The organism is Streptomyces sp. NPDC001348 (assembly GCF_053597535.1).
Window position 1 is genome coordinate 120950 of the sequence record NZ_JBSFIK010000012.1, and the last position, 17477, is coordinate 138426.

At 73.9% G+C, this 17477-nt stretch carries 10 protein-coding genes; 2 read left to right on the forward strand and 8 right to left on the reverse strand.

The genetic code is table 11. The features are described from left to right. From ACWC21_RS15590 to ACWC21_RS15600, 3 genes are all read right to left on the reverse strand, one after another. Positions 1–7038 carry an SDR family NAD(P)-dependent oxidoreductase gene (locus tag ACWC21_RS15590; protein ID WP_450881962.1) on the reverse strand — a complete coding sequence of 2346 codons (7038 nt, stop codon included), beginning with the start codon at positions 7036–7038 and terminating at the stop codon, positions 1–3. 408 nt (positions 7039–7446) lie between these two features. After that, positions 7447–8742 (reverse strand): hypothetical protein, encoded by a 1296-nt coding sequence (locus tag ACWC21_RS15595; protein WP_450881964.1) that lies wholly within the window; start codon positions 8740–8742, stop codon positions 7447–7449. An 816-nt stretch (positions 8743–9558) separates the two neighbouring features. Next, positions 9559–9996, reverse strand: a complete 438-nt coding sequence (locus ACWC21_RS15600) for a DUF4442 domain-containing protein (RefSeq protein ID WP_450882078.1) — start codon at positions 9994–9996, stop codon at positions 9559–9561. 85 nt (positions 9997–10081) lie between these two features. On the opposite strand from ACWC21_RS15600, the gene ACWC21_RS15605 reads away from it, so the two are divergent. After that, positions 10082–11089, forward strand: coding sequence for a hypothetical protein (locus ACWC21_RS15605; RefSeq protein ID WP_450881966.1), 1008 nt, complete (start codon positions 10082–10084; stop codon positions 11087–11089). 20 nt (positions 11090–11109) lie between these two features. On the opposite strand, the gene ACWC21_RS15610 is transcribed toward ACWC21_RS15605, so the two are convergent. Then, positions 11110–11955 carry a spermidine synthase gene (locus ACWC21_RS15610; RefSeq protein WP_450881968.1) on the reverse strand — a complete coding sequence of 282 codons (846 nt, stop codon included), beginning with the start codon at positions 11953–11955 and terminating at the stop codon, positions 11110–11112. 315 nt (positions 11956–12270) lie between these two features. Next, positions 12271–13440 (reverse strand): elongation factor Tu, encoded by a 1170-nt coding sequence (tuf, locus tag ACWC21_RS15615; protein WP_450881970.1) that lies wholly within the window; start codon positions 13438–13440, stop codon positions 12271–12273. 333 nt (positions 13441–13773) lie between these two features. On the opposite strand from tuf, the gene ACWC21_RS15620 reads away from it, so the two are divergent. Continuing rightward, on the forward strand, positions 13774–14583 hold the full coding sequence (locus ACWC21_RS15620) for a TVP38/TMEM64 family protein (RefSeq protein ID WP_450881972.1): 810 nt from the start codon (positions 13774–13776) through the stop codon (positions 14581–14583). 62 nt (positions 14584–14645) lie between these two features. On the opposite strand, the gene ACWC21_RS15625 is transcribed toward ACWC21_RS15620, so the two are convergent. The 3 genes from ACWC21_RS15625 to ACWC21_RS15635 are packed head-to-tail and all read right to left on the reverse strand — an operon-like array spanning position 14646 to position 17442. After that, positions 14646–15368 carry a cupin gene (locus ACWC21_RS15625; protein WP_450881974.1) on the reverse strand — a complete coding sequence of 241 codons (723 nt, stop codon included), beginning with the start codon at positions 15366–15368 and terminating at the stop codon, positions 14646–14648. Next, positions 15362–16297 carry a DUF6807 domain-containing protein gene (locus ACWC21_RS15630; protein WP_450881976.1) on the reverse strand — a complete coding sequence of 312 codons (936 nt, stop codon included), beginning with the start codon at positions 16295–16297 and terminating at the stop codon, positions 15362–15364. The genes ACWC21_RS15625 and ACWC21_RS15630 overlap by 7 nt, the downstream gene beginning before the upstream one ends. Next, the gene (locus ACWC21_RS15635) at positions 16294–17442 is read right to left on the reverse strand and encodes a Gfo/Idh/MocA family protein (protein WP_450881978.1); all 1149 of its coding nucleotides are present in this window, start codon (positions 17440–17442) and stop codon (positions 16294–16296) included. The genes ACWC21_RS15630 and ACWC21_RS15635 overlap by 4 nt, the downstream gene beginning before the upstream one ends. Positions 17443–17477: the final 35 nt, after the last annotated feature.

The window sequence follows — 17477 nt, forward strand, 5'->3', positions numbered from 1 at the left end:
TCACCAGGCCGAGGCGGTGTAGACGACCGCGCGGGCCGACTCGTCGCCCCAGGCCAGTTCCCGCAGCAGGGCCGCGGTGCCCTCCTCGGGGTCGATGAGCTTCACACCCCGCCGGGTGAACTCCCGGCCGAGTTCCGGGCTCACCATGCCGGTGTGCCCGCCGGTGGGCGCCCAGGGCCCCCAGTGCACGGTCAGCGCGCGGTGGCCGGTGCGGGCGGACCAGTCGGCGCCGAGCTCCTCCAGGGCGTCGTTGGCGGCCGCGTAGTCGGCCTGGCCCCGGTTGCCGAGGACGGCGGAGACGCTGCCGAACAGCACGGCGAAGCGCGGGCCGGTGGGGAGTTCCTCCAAGGCGGCCAGCAGGGTGGCGGCCCCGGTGGTCTTGGTGCCGTACACCCGCTGGAAGGATTCGGTGGTCTTCTCGGCGATCAGCCGGTCCTCGATCACCCCGGCGGCGAACACGACCCCGTCCAGCCGGCCGTGCTCGGCGTGGATCTCCTTGACCGCCTGGAGTGCCGCGTCCCGGTCACGGAAGTCCACCGACCGGTATCGCGCCTCGCTGCCGAGCGCGGTGAGTTCGGCGAGCGTCGCGGTGATCTCCCGTTGCGCGAGGATCAGTCCGGCGGCGCGGTTGATCTCCGCGGGCCCGGCCGATCCGTCCGCTCGGGTGGCGAGCGCCGCGCGCAGCCCGGCCGGGGTGCGCGCGGAGGCGGTCCGGGGGTCCTCGGGTCCGGCGGGGGCGGGGGTCCTGCCGACGAGTTCGATGCGGCAGCGGCAGGCCGCGGCGAGCGTGGCCGCGAACCTGGCGGTGATCCCGCGGGCGCCGCCCACCAGCAGCACCACGGAGTCCCGGTCCAGGCCGAGCGCGGCGGCCTCCGCGGCGCCGTCGCCTGCCGGGCCGGCACCGGTGGTGCCGAGCGGTCCGAGGGGCGCCTCGACGAGTTCCATGCCGTGCCGGCCCCCGGCCGTGCGCAGGACGACGGGTTCGTGTTCGGACGACGGCGCGAGCAGTTCGGTGAGCAGGGCGTCGGCGACGGCGGAAGGGGCGGTGTCGTCGAGGCCGACGACCCGCGCGACGGTCTCCGGGTACTCGCGGGCGATGGTGCGGAACAGGCCGTACAGCCCGGCCGCGGGGAGGGCGCCGGCGTCGGTGGACCGGGCGGCCAGCAGCCGGCGGGGGCGCAGCGCCAGGGCGGCCCGGAGCACGGGGTGGGCGTCCGGCAGGACCGGCACGTCGGCTCCGGGCAGCGCGCCGAGATACAGCACGCCGTCCAGTGGGCCGTCGGCCTCGGTGAGCAGGTGCTCCCGCCCCGCGGTCACCACCTGGGCGCCGTACCCGGCGAGCCGTGCCTCGACCTGCCCGGCCGCTCCCGCGCCGTCGCCGAGGACGGCGAAGCGCTTCCCGGTGAGCGCGGCCGCGGGATCCGGCGGTCCGGCGGGCAGGGGCAGGGGCACCGGGCGCAGTTCGAACCTTTTGGGAGCCTCGCCGGTGATCTCCGGGGTGGTCTCCGAGGGCTCGTGCGGGACCTCGTCTGGCTCTGCCGTGATCGTCAGGTCCATGACAGTCTCGGGCACGGCTGCCGCGGTGGGCTCCCCCGCCGTCGCCTCGTCGGCGGCGATCAGCCGCGCCGCCAGCCACTCGGTGACCGACGCGGCCGTCCGCGCCCTGGCCAACTCCTCCAACTCGGCGTCGTCGAGGGCGGCTTGCAGGTCGGAGCCGCTTCCGATGCCGAGCCGTGCGGCGAGTTCACCGGCGATCTCGGCCCGTTTGATCGAGTCGATGCTCAGGTCCGCCTCCAGATCGAGATCGGGCTCGATCATGTCGACCGGGTAGCCGGTGCGCTCGCTGATGATCTCCAGGACGACGCGTCGGACGTCGACGCCCTCGGGGGCACCGGTGTCCGCGACGGCCGGAACGGGCGCGGACGGCTGGGCGGGCGCCGCCTCGCCCGGCGGGAGCTCGGCGGACACGGCCCGGGTCCGCGGCGGCGCGACGGGGGCCGCCGGAGCCGGGACCGATGTGCCCGGTGCCCCGCCGAAGTAGGTCAGCAGCACATCACGCTGGGCGGCGATCATCTCCCGGCTGGTGCGCAGGAACTCGGAGATCAGCGCGTCGTGATCGGCCGGGGCGCCGTGCGGGGGGTTCGTCGTCACAGTGGTCTCCACGACTCGTCGGGCCGGTGCGAGCGCACCGGGGAGGAGGTCTCCGGCGGCGGTGCGGACCAGGTGTCCGTCGACGGTCCATCCGGGCCGCCGGGGCACCGGTGTCCGGACCGCGTCGACGGCCTCGCGTCCCCTCAGGAGCCAGGCGGTGCGCACCGGCCGCCCCGCGACGGCCAGTTGGGCCAGCGCGTCGAGCCAGCCCCGCAGGCCGCTTCCGTCACGCGGTTCGCAGGCCACGGTGCGGTGCGGACGGTCGCCGAGGATCTGCCGGACCAGTCGGGTGAGGACCGTGCCGGGCCCCGCCTCCACGAAGACGCGTGCCCCGGCCCCGTACATCGCCTCGATCTGCCGGACGAACGCGACGGGCGCGCCGATCTGCGCGGCGAGGCCGGCGCGCACCGCGTCGGGGTCCGGATCGTAGGGTGCGGCGGTGCGGTTGGACCACACGGGGAACTCGGGCGGGCGCACGGTCTTGTCCTTCAGGACCTTGGCGAACCGCTCGCCCGCACCGGCCACCAGGGGGCTGTGGAAGGCACAGGCCACCGGCACGCCCTTGGCGGTGAGTCCGGCGGCGCGCAGCAGCCCTACCGCGGTGGCGACATCCTGTGTCGGGCCTGAGATCACCGTCTGCTCGGGCGAGTTCTGGTTGGCGACGACGACCGTGGCAGGTGCGCCGGCCGCGCGCAGGGCCCGTTCGACGTCCTCCGGGCCGGCGGCGACGGCGGCCATGGTGCCGGGGTCGTCGCCCGCCGCGGCCAGGATCGCCGCCGCCCGCTCGGTGCTGAGTTCCAGGAGCGTGTCGGGGTCGAGGGCACCGGCCGCGCAGAGGGCGGCCAGTTCGCCGTAGCTGTGTCCGGCCGCCATGTCGGGCCGTACTCCGGCCCAGGTGAGCAGGGCGTGCGCGGCGAGGCCGGTGATGCCGAGGGCGGGCTGGGCGGTCCGGGTGTCGGTGAGCGCGGCCCGTTGCCGTGCGCGGCCGGCCTCGTCGAAGGCGGCCGGCGGATACATCCGTTCGGCGAGCTCCGGTGCCGCCTCCAGGTACCGCTGCAGCTCCGGGAAGGCGAGGAACACCTCGGCGAGCATGCCGGGGCGCTGGCTGCCCTGACCGGGGAAGAGGAAGGCGACCTCGCCCTCGGCGCCGGCCTCCGGTTCCGGTGCCAGGTGAATGCCCGCGGCCGGGTCGTGCTCCCCGGCCAGCACCCGGCGCAACTGCCCGATCAGGCCGTCGACGTCATGCGCCACGATCGCCGCGCGCACCGGCTCCGGGGAGGCGTCCGCGCGCCTTGCCGCGCTCAGTGCCAGGTCGCGCAGCCGCCAGGGGCGGCCCTCGGTCTCGGCCGCCGTCAGCAGTTCCCCGATCACACGGTGGGCCGCCGCGAGGTCCCGGCCCCGGAACAGGAACAGCTCGGCGGGCCAGGTGTCCAGCGCCTGTTCGGGCGGTGCGGCGTCACCGTGGGCAGCGATGACCACGTGGAAGTTGGTGCCGCCGAAGCCGAACGCACTGACCCCGGCGAGGCGTTCGGCCGGCGGAACCGCCCACGGCCGGGCCCGGGTGTGGAAGGCGAAGGGGCTCTCCCCCTCCTGCCAGGCCGGGTTGGGCCGCTCCAGGTGGAGGGTGGGCGGCTTGACCCCGGTGTGGAGGGCGAGGGTCGTCTTGATCAGGCCCGCGAGGCCGGCGGCGCACTTGGTGTGCCCGATCTGCGACTTGACCGACCCGAGCGAGCAGCCGCCCGCTGCGGCGCCGGCGGTGGCGAACACTTCGCCGAGGACGGTGAGTTCGGTGCGGTCGCCGACCACGGTGCCGGTGCCGTGCGCCTCGACGAGACCGACGTCGGCGGGCGAGACGCGGGCGTTACGGTACGCCCTTTCCAGCGCGGCCCGCTGCCCCTCCGGCCGGGGTGCGGTCAGGCCGAGGGAGCGGCCGTCGCTGGACGAGCCGAGCCCCTTGATGACGCCGTAGATCCGGTCGCCGTCGCGTTCGGCGTCGGCCAGCCGTTTGAGGACGACGCAGGCCACGCCCTCGCCGAGGGCGATGCCGTCGGCGGAGCTGTCGAAGGCGCGGGAGCGGCCGGTCGGGGAGAGCGCGTGCACGGAGGAGAACAGGACGTAGTCGTTGATGCCGTTGTGCAGGTCGGCGCCCCCGCACAGCACGACGTCGCTGGTGCCGGCGACGAGTTCCTTGCAGGCCACGTCGACCGCGGCGAGCGACGAGGCGCAGGCGGCGTCGACGGTGTAGTTGGCCCCGCCGAGGTCCAGGCGGTTGGCGATCCGCCCGGAGATGACGTTGGCGAGCATGCCCGGGAAGGAGTCCTCGGTGAGCCGGGGCAGCTGGGCCTCCAGCCCGTCCGGCACGCTGCCGTAGTACGAGGGCAGTACGGCGCGCAGCGTGGCGGCGTTGGACAGGTCGCTGCCCGCCTCTGCGCCGAAGACGACGGAGGTGCGGGAGCGGTCGAAGTCCCGTCCCGTGTCGCCGTATCCGGCGTCCTCCAGCGCGCGCCGGGCCGCCTCCAGGGACAGCAGCTGGACCGGCTCGATGCCGCCGAGGGAGGCGGGCGGGATGCCGTAGCGCAGCGGGTCGAAGGGGATGCGGGGCAGGAAGCCGCCCCACTTGGAGGTGGTGGCGCCGTCCTCGTGGTGGACGGCGGGGTCCCAGCGCTCGGGCGGGACCTCGGTGACCGCGTCGTGTCCGGCGACGACGTTCGCCCAGAAGGCGGACACGTCGGGGGCGTCGGGGAACATGCAGGCCATGCCGATGACAGCGATGTCGAGGGGCGGGGGCGCCGCCGGTCGCGGGGTCCGGTGGTCGCCGAGCCGCTCGGTGAGCTCCCGGGTGCGGCCGGCGAGGAAGCCGGCCGCGTCCGAGGTGACCGAGCGGTGCAGGGCGTCGATCGTGGTGGTCGCCGAGCGCAGGACCACCACATCACCGGCCATGAACATGCCGTCAGCGAGCTGGCGTCGCTCGTCGACCGGGGTGAGTGCCCCGCCGTCGGGCCGGTCCAGGCCCTTGCTGGCGATGCGCAGCCGACCGACGTTGAGCCGTTCCAGCTCCTCCCAGATCCGCCGGTCCGGCACGCCCCGGGCACGCAACTCGGCTTCCCGGTCACGGTAGTCGTGGGTGAAGGGGCTGGGGACGCAGCGGGTGGCGTGTCCCGGGGCGGTCTCCAGCAGGGCGGTCGTGGTCGCCGCGACGACCTGCCGCTGGAACAGGGGCTGGATCGCGCCGTGTTCGACCGCCTCAGCCGTGAACAGGTAGGCGGTGCCCATGAGAACGCCGACCGCCGCGCCCCGGGCGGTGAGCGGGGCGGTGAGCGCGGCGACCATGGCCGCCGAGCGCTCGTCGTGCACGCCGCCCGCGAAGAACACCTCGATCCGCCGGGCGGTCTCCTCCTCCGCGCCGGCCAGGAAGTCCTCCAGTACGGCGAGTTGGGCCTCCCACAGCGGGAAACTCGCCCGGGGCCCGACGTGTCCGCCGCACTCCGCGCCCTCGAACACGAACCGGCGGGCCCCGGCGTCCAGGAACTGCCGGAGCAGGCCCGGCGAGGGCACGTGCAGGAAGGTGCTGATCCCGGCCCGCTCCAGCGCCTCGGCCTGGGAGGGCCGGCCACCGGCGACGACGGCATGACTGGGCCGCAGTTCCCGTACCGCTTCGAGCTGGGCGTTCCTGATCTCTTCGGGCGCGAACCCGAGTATTCCCACCCCCCACGGCCGGCCCTCCAGCGCGGCCCGCGCCCGAACCAGCATCGTGCGGGTCTGCTCGCCGTTCGCGAGGGCCAGCGCCAGGAACGGCAGCGCGCCCGCGTCGGCCACGGCCGCGGCGAACCCCGGCTGGTCACTGACCCGGGTCATGGGCCCCTGCGCGATGGGCAGCCGGGTGCCGAGGGCGCGGCACATGGGAGAGCCGGGAAGGAGGGCGCGGTCGGGGGTGGCGGTGGTCGCCGTGGGCCGGCTGTCAGCGGGCGTGCCGGGGAGGGGGGCCGAGTGCCCGGGATCCACCAGAGCTTCTCGAGCGGCCGCCCGCATTCCCCGGACCACGCCCTTGACGTCCCGCCACCGCTCGGCGAAGCGGGCCGCCAGGAAGCCGTCCTGTCCGACCGGCAGCAGCCGGTGACGCGGGTCGCCGGCGCCGAGCAGGGCCGCGACCGCCGCCGGATCCTCGGACGGCAGGGGCGGCACGTCCGGGCCCCGGCGGCGAAGCACCCGGTGCCCGCCCACCACGACGGTCTCCGAGCCGTCCAGGGAACGCAGCGCCGCCGCCGTCGCCTCGGGCAGCCCGGACTCGGCCAGCAGGGCCAGTTGGCTGTCGAGCACCACTCCGGCCGCCCCGCCGGCCACGGCGGCCGCCGCCGTACGCGGCCCGATGCCGCCGCATGCCCACACCGGCACGTCCACGTCCGGCTCCGCCAGCAGCTGTTGCAGCAGCACGAAGGTACTGAGGCTGCCGACCCGACCGCCGCTCTCCGCTCCTCGGGCGATCAGCCCGTGCGCCCCGGCGCGCACCGCGTCGCGGGCTGCGGCCAGGTCCGTCACCTCGACCAGAACGCGGTGGCGGGCGGTGATCTCGCCGATCTGCCAGGGCGCCCCCGCGGCCAGCACCACGGAGTCGGGGCCGCCCGTGCTCTTCTCCCCCGGGCCCGAGGTGCCGTGTCCGAGCAGGTCCTGGGGCCGCATCCGGCAGTGCGCGGCCACGCGCACCCCGTACGGGCCGGGGGCCGTGCGTCTCAGGCGTGCCAGCGCCTCACGTGCTTCCCGGTCGCCGGTACCGAGGTCCAGGACGCCGAGGCCGCCGGCCCGGGAGGCCGCCGCGGCCAGCCTGGCATCGGGTTCTCCGAAGGGGGTGACACAGATGATCAGGTCCAGGGCGCGCACGGCAGACGTCATGATGCTCCGAAGAATTCGGTGGACCAGCACGGTGGGGGGCTTGTGCGACGTGGAACTCCTGTGCGAGGCCCCCGGAAACTAGCGAGCTCCTTACTCGCCGGTCAATATCGGTGCGGGCTTTCCCCATGCCGTCGAACCGATCCGGCCAGCGGCCCGAACTCACCGCAAGAGCCGAAAATCCGAGCAATTCCCTTCGGCCGGACGGCGGCACGGGCTGCGTCCCGGTACGCACCACACCACCGCAAGCCCGTCAAAGTGCCCGTGGGGATTCACCCGGCACTCACCCCTGCGCAACACGGCGGGCCGCCGGGCCGCACTGTGTTAAATCCCCATGTCCGCCGCCCCGTGGCTCGATCGGAGCGTCGACCCCCGGAAACCACTCGACAACGTGAGCCGGAGAGTAAACACCTATCGGGGAAAGCTGTAGTAAACCCTTGAAGTAACGGCCGGTAACACCCCACCCGGGCGGCGACCGCCGTGTAGGCCGGATGCCGACACCGTGGTCGGGGGCGGCACATCGCTCCCAGGACGCGTAAGGAGGGGCGTCCGAACACCGTGGGCGGCGTTGGCCGTCCGGCCGACGGGCGCGGCCGCCGCGGACGGAACCGGGGCCGGCGCCGGGGGTGCCTCCTCGTCGGCGCCCGGGCGGGTGGAGCCGCCGCCGGAGGCGCCCCACGTCGCGCGGGGAAGGGGGATGCCGCTGTCGTCGCACCAGTTCTTGGCCACGAGCAAGGTGACGACCAGCACGAGGGCGGTCAGGCCGACGCCGATCAGCAGGGCTTTGCGGCGCCTGCCCTCGGAGACGGTGCGATGCCGTCCACCGGCCGCCGGGTGGGCGGCCCGGGACGCGGACGGCCGCTCCTCGGCCGGAACGCGCACCGCGCGCGAGTCGAGGTAGCGGCGGGCACCCCAGCCGAGCACGGCCTCGGCGAGCAGCGCGTCCAGGCCGTCCTCGAAGTGGCTGAGCTGCTCGGCGGCGTGCCTGCAGTAGCGGCACCGCACCAGATGCCGCTGCACGTCGGGCAGCAGCACGCCGCCCCGGCGCACGGGGATCTCGAGCAGACGGTTGTAGAAGCGGCATTCCCTGGTGGGCGCGAGTTCCCGGTGGACCCGTACGCAGGCCACCCGGAATTGTGCGCGAGCGCGCACCAGAGCGGCGGAGGCGGTGGCGGTGTCCATCCCGAGCAGACTGGCTGGTATGTTTATCGGTTCGGCTTCGACCTCGGTGTGCCAGAGAAGGCATTGAGAGGCTCCCGGAAGCGCCCGGAATGCACGCTCCGCGAGTTGGCGCCTTTCGGGAGTGCCGGGCATCGCCGCGCGTAGACCACGGCCACCGGTGGGCTTGCGCAGTTCCGGCAGGACTATGGGAATAACGTCGTCGGCCGCCCAGTTGCGGACCGTCTCCCGTACGGCCGCCAGGAGCTGAGGACGCAGTGCGCCGCCGACCGCTCCGCTCGCCAGCCGGCCCAGCACCCGGCTGAAGGCGGAGGTGGCCACCAGCTGGGCGGAACTCGACATGGACGCCAGGCAGATGACCGCGTAGTCGCAGGTCGCACGCCAGTGCCGGGCCAGCAGCAGGGCGACCGCTCGATGGCTGTCCCCACCCGGACCGCGCAGCTGGGCGACCAGGTCCCGGTCGGAATCCCCCGGGGAGGATCCGGGGCGCGGCGGGTACGGCGGACGTGGGGGGTGAGGGGGTTGCACTGGACCTTTTCCTTCCGGGCCGCAGGACGGCACGGGCAATGCGCGCCCTGCGGAAATCAGTGCCTGTTTCGTGCTGCCTAGGGGATCGGCCTTCCTCCATGGGCCCGGCCGCACCCCTCCCGCGGGAGGCTCACCTTCGCACACACGCCTGACAGGAAACAAGAAGTTCGACTGACCTACGTTCAGGGGACGGGAAATCAACAGAAGTTACCGCTGGTATCCACACCCGTTTTCGATACCGGGGTTACCGAAGCATCAACGAGTGCCCCTCGAATGCGCGCCGACACTCCGTTCCCACGGGTTTCTCGCACGTCTCCCGCGGCGCGCTCTCGTGCCGACGCCACCGCATCGCGGACACGAACCCCCACTCCTCGTGGTGACCCCCGGACCCGGGCCGGTCCGTCCGTACGGCCGCGCGGCCGTCGAGCCCACCGGCGAGTGCGACGCCGCGCGCGTCACCGGCCTGATGGAGAGCCGTCGGGCGCGAACGCGGGCCCGCCGCGGGCGGCGCGGTGCAGGGGGTCGTCCTCGACGGGCCGCGCCACAGCACGAGGAAGGCGGACCACCTGCGCACGGTGGTCCGCCTGGCCTGCGACCGGCCGGATCCCGGCCCCGTGATCGCGGCCCGGCTCGAGGAGTTCGTCGCGGGGCTCGGGGGCGACGGGGCGGCGCGCCGGGAAGGGCGGCACGCGGTCCGGGCGTTCCCGGGGCCAGCCGTCGAGCACGGGGCGGTCGAGCGAAGGGTCCGCCGTCGAGCACGGGCGGTCGAGCGAAGGGTCCGCCGCCGGGTCGCGGGGTCCGCGGTCGAACGAAGGGTCAGCCGCTCGGCCGCAGGGTCCACACCACCGTCATCTCGCCCGTGACGGCACCGTCCTCCCGCTGGATGGCGACGGTCACCGGGAACTCCGGGCGCTTGCCCTCGTCGAGTTCGGCGACCACGTCCGCGGCGGGGCGGCCGAGGGTGGCGGTGGCCCTGACCGGGCCCAGGGCGATCTTCCTGAACGCGATCTCGGCGGTGACCGGGAGCGGTACGGCCCGCGAGAGCTGGTCGCCGAAGGCGGCGAGCACGATGGCACCACTGGCGGACTCGCCGAGGGTGAACATCGCCCCGGCGTGCGGCCCGCCGACGTGGTTGCGGTACTCGCTCTGGTCCGGCAGGGACAGCACGGCCCGCTCCGGGGTGGTCTCGAGGTACTCGAGGTTCAGCGTCCGCACCATCGGCACCGTTGCGGCCAGCAGCTCGCCGATCGACATCTGGTCTGCGCTCATGCCCGCATGTTACTCACGAGTAGCCGATCCTGGCCAGAGCCCGTGCCGCACCCCATTAGGGTTACGTGCCATGTGGCCAGGACAGCAGCCGCCCGGGGGCGAGCAGAACCCGCAGAACAACCCGTACCAGCAACCGGGTTACCAGCAGCCGAATCCCTACCAGCAGCCCGGCTACCAGCAGGCCAACCCCTATGGGCAGCAACCGCAATGGGGCGCGCCCGCGCCCGTGGGTGCTCCGCCCCCGCCGCAGGGCGGAGGCAAGGGCGACAACCGCACGAAGATCGTCGCCGTCGTCGCCGCCGCGGCCGTGGTGGTGGCCGCCAGTGTGACCGGATTCCTGGTGCTGGGCGGCAAGGACGACAAGACCGACGACGGTGCGGCGAAGGGCGATGCGAGCCGGTCGGCGTCGGCGTCCACGGACCCGGGCGACTCCGCGTCCGGCTCGGAGGGCGATCCGCGCGGCGCGGACACGCAGAAGCCGACGATCCCGGGCTGGAAGGTCGTGGTCAATCCGAAACGGGGCGTCGCCTTCGACGTGCCGCCGGACTGGGAGGTCCAGCCCCCCGGCGAGGGCATCGGCATGGAGGACCACAAGACGGGCAAGCCGATCGCCTTCATGACGGGCACGACCCTGTACAAGTCCAAGTGGTGCACGTCCGACGACGACAAGGACGGGCGCACGGACGACACGGAGCTGGGCGCGGCCGGCACCAAGGGCGCCAACGGCGCGAAGAACACCGACGAAGCCGCGATCAACGCCGTGGGCTGGTGGGTCTACGGCGGTTACACCCAGCCCGACAAGAAGAGCCTCACCCTCGACAAGAAGGCCACGAAGTTCAAGACGGATTCGGGCATCGAGGGCAGCTACGCCTGGGCCCGGTCGCACAACAGCCCGCAGAAGGGCAAGTCCAAGTGCGCCAGCGACGGCAAGGCCGTCAGCTTCGGTTTCAAGAACTCCGCCGGGGACTTCGTCTCCTGGATCCTCTACGGGGCCACGGGCGTCAGCGGAGAGCTCCCGGACAAGACCATCATGAAGATCATGAGTACCGTGCGCCTGTCCGGTGACCCCACGGGGTGAGGACACCGGCCCCGTACCGGTCAGCCGATGCCGAACGTCCCGTCGGGGGGCTCGGGTGACGGCACGGCGTCCTCCTCCCGTACGGGCCGGGCGTCGCCCGTGAAGTCCCTCAGCCCCGGGCCGTGCTCGACCCGGGCCGGGAAGGCGTCGGAGGCGGTGCGGCGGGCCAGGGCGGCCGTGTCCAGGGGACGGTGCGCGGCGACCAGGACCGCGTTGCCGAACCGGCGGCCACGCAGCACACCCGGCTCGGCTATCAGCGCCAGCTCCTCGAAGACGGCCGCGAAGGTGGCGAGTTGGGAGCGGAGGAAGCCGAACGGCGCGGCGTCCGCGAGATTGGCGAGATAGACCCCGTCGGCGCGCAGCACGCGGGCCGCCTCACGGGCGTAGGCGAGCGAGGTGAGGTGCGCCGGGACCCGGGAGCCGCCGAAGACGTCGGCGATCAGCACGTCCGCCGAGCCGGCCGGGGCGGACTCGAGCCAGGCGCGGGCGTCCGCGGCGTGCAGTGCGATACCGGCGCCGTCCGGGAGCGGCAGGTGCTCGACGACGAGCTCCAGCAGCCCCCGGTCGGCCTCCACGACGTCCTGCCGGCACCCGGGCCGGGTCGCCGCGAGGTACCGGGGCAGGGTGAACGCGCCGCCGCCGAGGTGCAGCACGTCCAGCGGTCGCCCCGGCTCGGCGACGGTCTCCAGGACGTACCCGAGCCGCCGCGCGTACTCGAACTCCAGATGCGTCGGCGCGTCCAGGTCCACGTACGACTGCGGCGCCCCGTCGACCGTGAGCAGCCAGGCCCGCTCCCGGTCGACGTCCGGCATCAGCTTGGCGGTGCCGTGGTCGGTTACCCGGGAGACGGGTATGGAGTCGTTCACCTTCCCATTGTGCCCAGGGGTGTCTTGTGGATCATGCCGGGGTCGCGGGGTCTGGCACGCACTCCCCCACTCTCGACTTCGCTCGAGCGCGAGGGGCCCCCACCGGCGTTGTCGTCGGTCCCCGACTCCCCCACTCTCGGCTGCGCTCGAGCGGGGGGACCCCCATCGCGTCGACGCCCTCCTCCGCCTTGCAGCTGCACGCTCCCCCACGCTCGAACAGCCTCGCGCGGGGGGGGGGGGGGACCCCCATCGCCCCCGCTCGGGTCGGCTGGAAGGCACCGTCGGCCTAGGCCAGCCTGATCCACAAGACACCCCCTAGTGCACGGCGGTCACCGTGCCCGCACCGACCGTCCTGCCGCCCTCCCGGATCGCGAAGCCCAGCCCCGGCTCCAGCGGCACCTCACGGCCCAGCTCCACGGTCATGGCCACCGTGTCCCCGGGCCGCGCCACCGCCGCCTCCCCCAGGTCCACGTCGCCCACCACGTCCGCCGTGCGGATGTAGAACTGCGGCCGGTAGCCGGTGGAGAGCGGTGTCGCGCGCCCGCCCTCCCGCGTCGAGAGCACGTAGACCTGCGCCGAGAACCGACGCCTGGGCACGACGCTCCCGGGCGCGGCCACCACGTGTCCCCGCCGGACGGCGTCCCGTGGCACCCCGCGCAGCAGCAGCGCCACGTTGTCCCCGGCCTGGGCCTCCTCCATCGGCTTGCCGAAGGTCTCCAGCCCGGTGACGACCGTCTCGACGGAGGCGCCGAGCACCTCGACCCGGTCGCCGACCCGCACCGTGCCCCGCTCGACCGCGCCCGTGACGACGGTCCCCCGCCCGGTGATCGTCAGCACGTTCTCCACCGGCAGCAGGAACGGCGCGTCCAGGTACCGCTCCGGCAGGGGCACGTACGTGTCCACGGCGTCGAGCAACGCCTCGACGGACGCCGTCCAGCGCGGTTCGCCGCGCAGGGCCCCGAGGCCGGAGACCCGTACGACGGGGGCCGTGTCGCCGCCGTAGCCGTGTGCGGTGAGCAGGTCGCGGACCTCCAGCTCGACCAGGTCGGTGAGCTCCTCGTCACCCGCGTCGGCCTTGTTGAGCGCGACGACGATGTGGTCGACACCCACCTGCCGGGCGAGCAGCACGTGTTCCGCGGTCTGCGGCATGATCCCGTCGAGCGCGGAGACGACGAGGATGGCCCCGTCGAGCTGGGCGGCGCCGGTGACCATGTTCTTGACGTAGTCGGCATGGCCCGGCATGTCCACGTGCGCGTAGTGCCGGGTGTCGGTCTCGTACTCGACGTGGGCGATGTTGATGGTGATGCCGCGCGCGGCCTCCTCCGGGGCCCGGTCGATGCGGTCGAAGGGCACGAACGTGCCGGTGCCGCGCTCGTCGAGCACCTTGGTGATGGCGGCGGTCAGGGTGGTCTTGCCGTGGTCGACATGACCCATCGTGCCGATGTTCAGGTGCGGTTTGGTGCGTACGTACGCCGTCTTGGGCATGACTGAGTACCTCGAAGCCTCTGCGTAGAAGAGTTCCAGGAGAGATGGGGACCCCGAGGACTCGCCGACCCTCCCCCTGCGGGGTCCGCCGGACTTTCCGGAGAGGGTCAGCTTCGGGCGCCGTCGACAGCGGCCAGGAAGATCGGGACGGCAGCCTTCGGGGCATCCGCGACCGCGGATGCTGCGAGGAAGGCGTGCCGGAACATGACGCAGATCATGGCTGACGCTTCGTCGCACGTCGAATGGTTTTCCGCGTGCCTTCCGGCCCCGGATCGCGGGCAACGGACAGGTTCCATACGGCGATCACACGTGTTCGTCGGTTAATGTCACCGAATGCTCGATGCCACCAACCGCTCTGGGGGCACCGCCACGGCCTCTCCCCGGGCCGCCGCCTCGGAGCTCGCGATCGCCGTCCCCACGGCCGCGACCGTTCCGCCCCTTCTGTCCGTCCGGCCCACGGCCCCGTCCGGCTGGGGCGCCCGCTGCACCCGGGTGCTGCTCTCGCCGTGGTCGCGGCTCTCGCTGCTCCTGGTGCTGCTCGCGGCCGCCGGGGCCTGCGTGCTGCTCTTCGAACCGCAGCGGCTGATCACGAACGGCTGGCCGCCGCAGCTCGGCGGGGCCGCCGCGGCGGCCGTGTTCGCGGCCGCGTACGGGCTGTGCACGGTGGCCTTCGTGCCGCGGCCACTGCTGAACCTGGCCGCGGGCGCCCTGTTCGGCTCCCAGATGGGTCTCGGAACGGCGCTCACGGGCACCGTGCTCGGCGCCGGGGTCGCCTTCGGCCTGGGCCGGCTGCTCGGTCAGGACGCACTGCGCCCGCTGCTGCGCGGCCGCTGGCTGAAGGCGGCCGACGGGCAGCTCAGCCGCCACGGCTTCCGGTCGATGATGGTGGCGCGGCTCTTCCCCGGCGTGCCGTTCTGGGCCGCGAACTACTGCGCCGCCGTCTCCCGTATGGGCTGGCTGCCGTTCCTGCTGGCGACGGCGCTCGGCTCGGTCCCGAACACCGCCGCGTACGCCGTCGCCGGCGCCCGCGCCTCGGCGCCGACCTCGCCGGCCTTCCTGGTCGCGATGGCCTTGATCACCGTACCCGCGCTCGTGGGCACGGTGGTGGCCTGGCGCAAGCGGCACCACCTGCGCGCCCGCTGAGGGCCCTCACGAGTCGTCAGGCGGCTTCCGCCGGCGGCGCGCAGCGGCCGGGGCCGGTCTCCTCAGCCGGCTCCCGGGTACACGTCGAGCCGGCCGCACATTCCGAACTTCCCGTACTCCGCCGGCTGCTCGGCCCGCACGACGGCACCGGCCAGGTGCGCCGCGTCCCCCCGCTCGAGCCGGTCGAGCTGCTCCCCCGTCGCCGTCGCGGCGGCCGCCGCACCGTGCCGCCAGCGCTCGCGCCACTCTGCGATCCGGGGCCGTACGAGCGCGGCGGCGGCCCGGTGGAAGGCGGCCAGCGCCTCCGGGCCGGAGGCCTCGCGCAGCGCCCGGTACCCCTCCAGCGCGAGATCGCGCCGGGCGCGGGCGATCCGCTCCCGTTCCTCCTCCGGTGCGTCGCCGGGGATGGCGGTGGCGGCGGCGTAGACCTCGGGATCGGTCAGGTACCGGGGAGGCAGCGTCAGCACCGCGTCCCCCGCCTCGGGCAGCCCGCTGTTCTGCATGAGGACGGTGATGCGCAGGTCGTCCTCGTTGACGAGCCGGTGGACGGTGCCCGGCGTGAACCAGGCGACCGTTCCGGGCACCAGAGGCGTGACCTCGTACCCGGATGTCGTGAGCGTCTGCACGGCGCCCCGCCCGCCGGTGACCACGTACGCCTCCGAGCAGGCCAGGTGCAGATGCGGAGTTCCGCCCCGGACGCCGTCGGGAGCGGGCCAGTCGTACACGCAGAGCCGGGAGACGGCCACGCCGCCCGGCAGCCCCGTGAACTCCCCGCCGCTCACCACGGATGCGCCTCCAGGTACTCGGCGATCTCCGCCCGCTCCCAGGCCCCGTCCGCCACGACGACCCGGTAGCGCCGGCGCAGCGTGTCATCGGGCGCGAGTTCCAGCTCGTCGAAGAACGCCCAGGAGGGCGCGACGGCGGCGAACGGGTCGTTGCGCACGAACCAGTGGGCGGGGTGGGCCCCTTCGGCGCCGAGGTGGTCGTTCTCGGGGGCGTGCGCGAAGACGAGCGTCGCGTGGCCGTCGGTGCCGTCGTGTTCGCCGGAGAAGGCCAGCCAGGGCGCCTGGGCCCCCATCAGGCCGGGGCCATCGGTCCCGGGACCGATGATCCGGCCGTCGCGGAAGGCCCGCGGGCCGCGCCAGAACAGGCCCGTGTACCCGGCCATCTCACGACCGGCGGTCGTCGGGCTGCCGAAGCGCAGCGGCTCGGCCCGCCGGTTGGTGATGGCGCTGGTCCAGGTCAGCGCCCAGGAACCCGAGGCCGGGTCGACGTCGTGCACCTCGATCCGGCGCTCCTCCTCCGCCCACAGTTCTCCGGTGTACGGGTGCCAGGTCAGCCGCTCGGCGATGACCACGCGGTCGTCGTGCGTGGCGACCTCGTCGAAGGCGACGTGCGCCATCGAGCCGACCCGCTCGGGGAGTTCGAGGTACCCCTGGCCGTGGACGTAGGAGTTGCCGCCCCACAGGTTGGCGCCGGACAGGTGCGAGGCCGTCAGCTGCAGGCCCTTGTGCCAGCGGTGGTCGTTCGGCCGGTAGTCGGTGACGACGTCACCCGCCAGCGTCCGCACCGGGTGGAGGTACGGCTTCGGCGACTCCCACGCGGCCTCCGGGCGGTACACGTAGGCGAGGAGCTCGACGCCGGTGTCCGGCTCGGTGACGGTGATGCGGTCACCGTGGGCATGGACGAGGCGCAGTCGGCTCGTACGGGTCACGCGGGCACCCCCTCCCCGACGGCGGGCGCCCAGCCGGGCGCTCCCCCGTGCATCGCCGTGTAGAACGGGTCGCCCGGCCCGATCTCACCCGCCCGCACCGTGGTGTCCGTGAACGCCGACTTGTACAGCGCGGTGATCAGCTCCAGGCTGGTGCGCCCGTCCGCCCCGCTGCTGCGCGGCCGTCGGCCCGCGCGCATGCTGGCGACCAGCTCCCGCAGCTGCTCCAGGTGCGAACTGGGCACGTCGGCGCCGAAGTCCTGCCAGGCGGCGGCCTCGGCGGCCGGCACGTCCCGGGCCGGGGTGACCCGCCAGTTCGCGTTGCTGTGGCCGTAGAGGTGGGTGAGCTCGACGGTGGCCCGCTCGCAGTCGATGCGGATGCGGCTCACCTCGTCGGGGCTCAGGACGCTGTTGACGATCGTGGCCATCGCTCCGCTCTCGAAGCGGACCAGCGCGGTGGAGACGTCCTCGGTCTCCACGTCGTGGACCAGCCGGCCGGCCATGGCACGCACCTCGCTCCATGGGCCGAGCAGGTCGAGGAGCAGATCCATCTGGTGGATGCCGTGGCCCATGGCGGGCCCGCCGCCCTCGGTGTGCCAGCGGCCCCGCCAGGGCACCGCGTAGTACGCGGTGTCGCGGTACCAGGTGGTCTGGCAGTGCGCCACCAGCGGACGCCCCATCGCCCGTTCGGCGATCAGCCGGCGCACGTGCCGGGAGCCCGAGCCGAAACGGTGCTGGAAGACGATCGACGCGTACGGGCCGCCCTCGGTGCCTTCCTCCGCCTCCACGGCGTCGTAGTCGGCGAGGGTCGGCACCGGCGGCTTCTCGCACCACACCCAGGCCCCGGCGCGCAGCGCGGCCACGGTCTGCTCGCGGTGCAGCGTCGGCGGGGTGCAGACGCAGACCAGGTCGGGCCGCTGTTCCTCGAGCATCCGGTCCAGGTCGGTGTACGCGTGCGGGATGCCGGTCTCGGCGCAGAACGCCTCGACGGCGTCCGCGTCGATGTCCACGGCCGCGACGACCTCGGTCTCGCCCTCCTCGGCGAGCTGCGCCAGGGCGGGCAGATGGGATCCGCGCCCGATGGCGCCGGTGCCGATGACGGCGGCCCTGATGCGCCGGCCGGTGAGTGGGGGTGTGGGACGGGACATGGGCGAGATCAGCACCTCTCCGGACGGCGGACGCG

Coding starts and splice junctions, on each gene's coding strand:
- ACWC21_RS15620 (WP_450881972.1), top strand. CDS start 13,774: ATGCTCGATGCCACCAACCGCTCTGGGGGCACCGCCACGGCCTCTCCC.
- ACWC21_RS15605 (WP_450881966.1), top strand. CDS start 10,082: ATGTGGCCAGGACAGCAGCCGCCCGGGGGCGAGCAGAACCCGCAGAAC.
- ACWC21_RS15590 (WP_450881962.1), bottom strand. CDS start 7,038: ATGACGTCTGCCGTGCGCGCCCTGGACCTGATCATCTGTGTCACCCCC.
- ACWC21_RS15635 (WP_450881978.1), bottom strand. CDS start 17,442: ATGTCCCGTCCCACACCCCCACTCACCGGCCGGCGCATCAGGGCCGCC.
- ACWC21_RS15600 (WP_450882078.1), bottom strand. CDS start 9,996: ATGTCGATCGGCGAGCTGCTGGCCGCAACGGTGCCGATGGTGCGGACG.
- tuf (WP_450881970.1), bottom strand. CDS start 13,440: ATGCCCAAGACGGCGTACGTACGCACCAAACCGCACCTGAACATCGGC.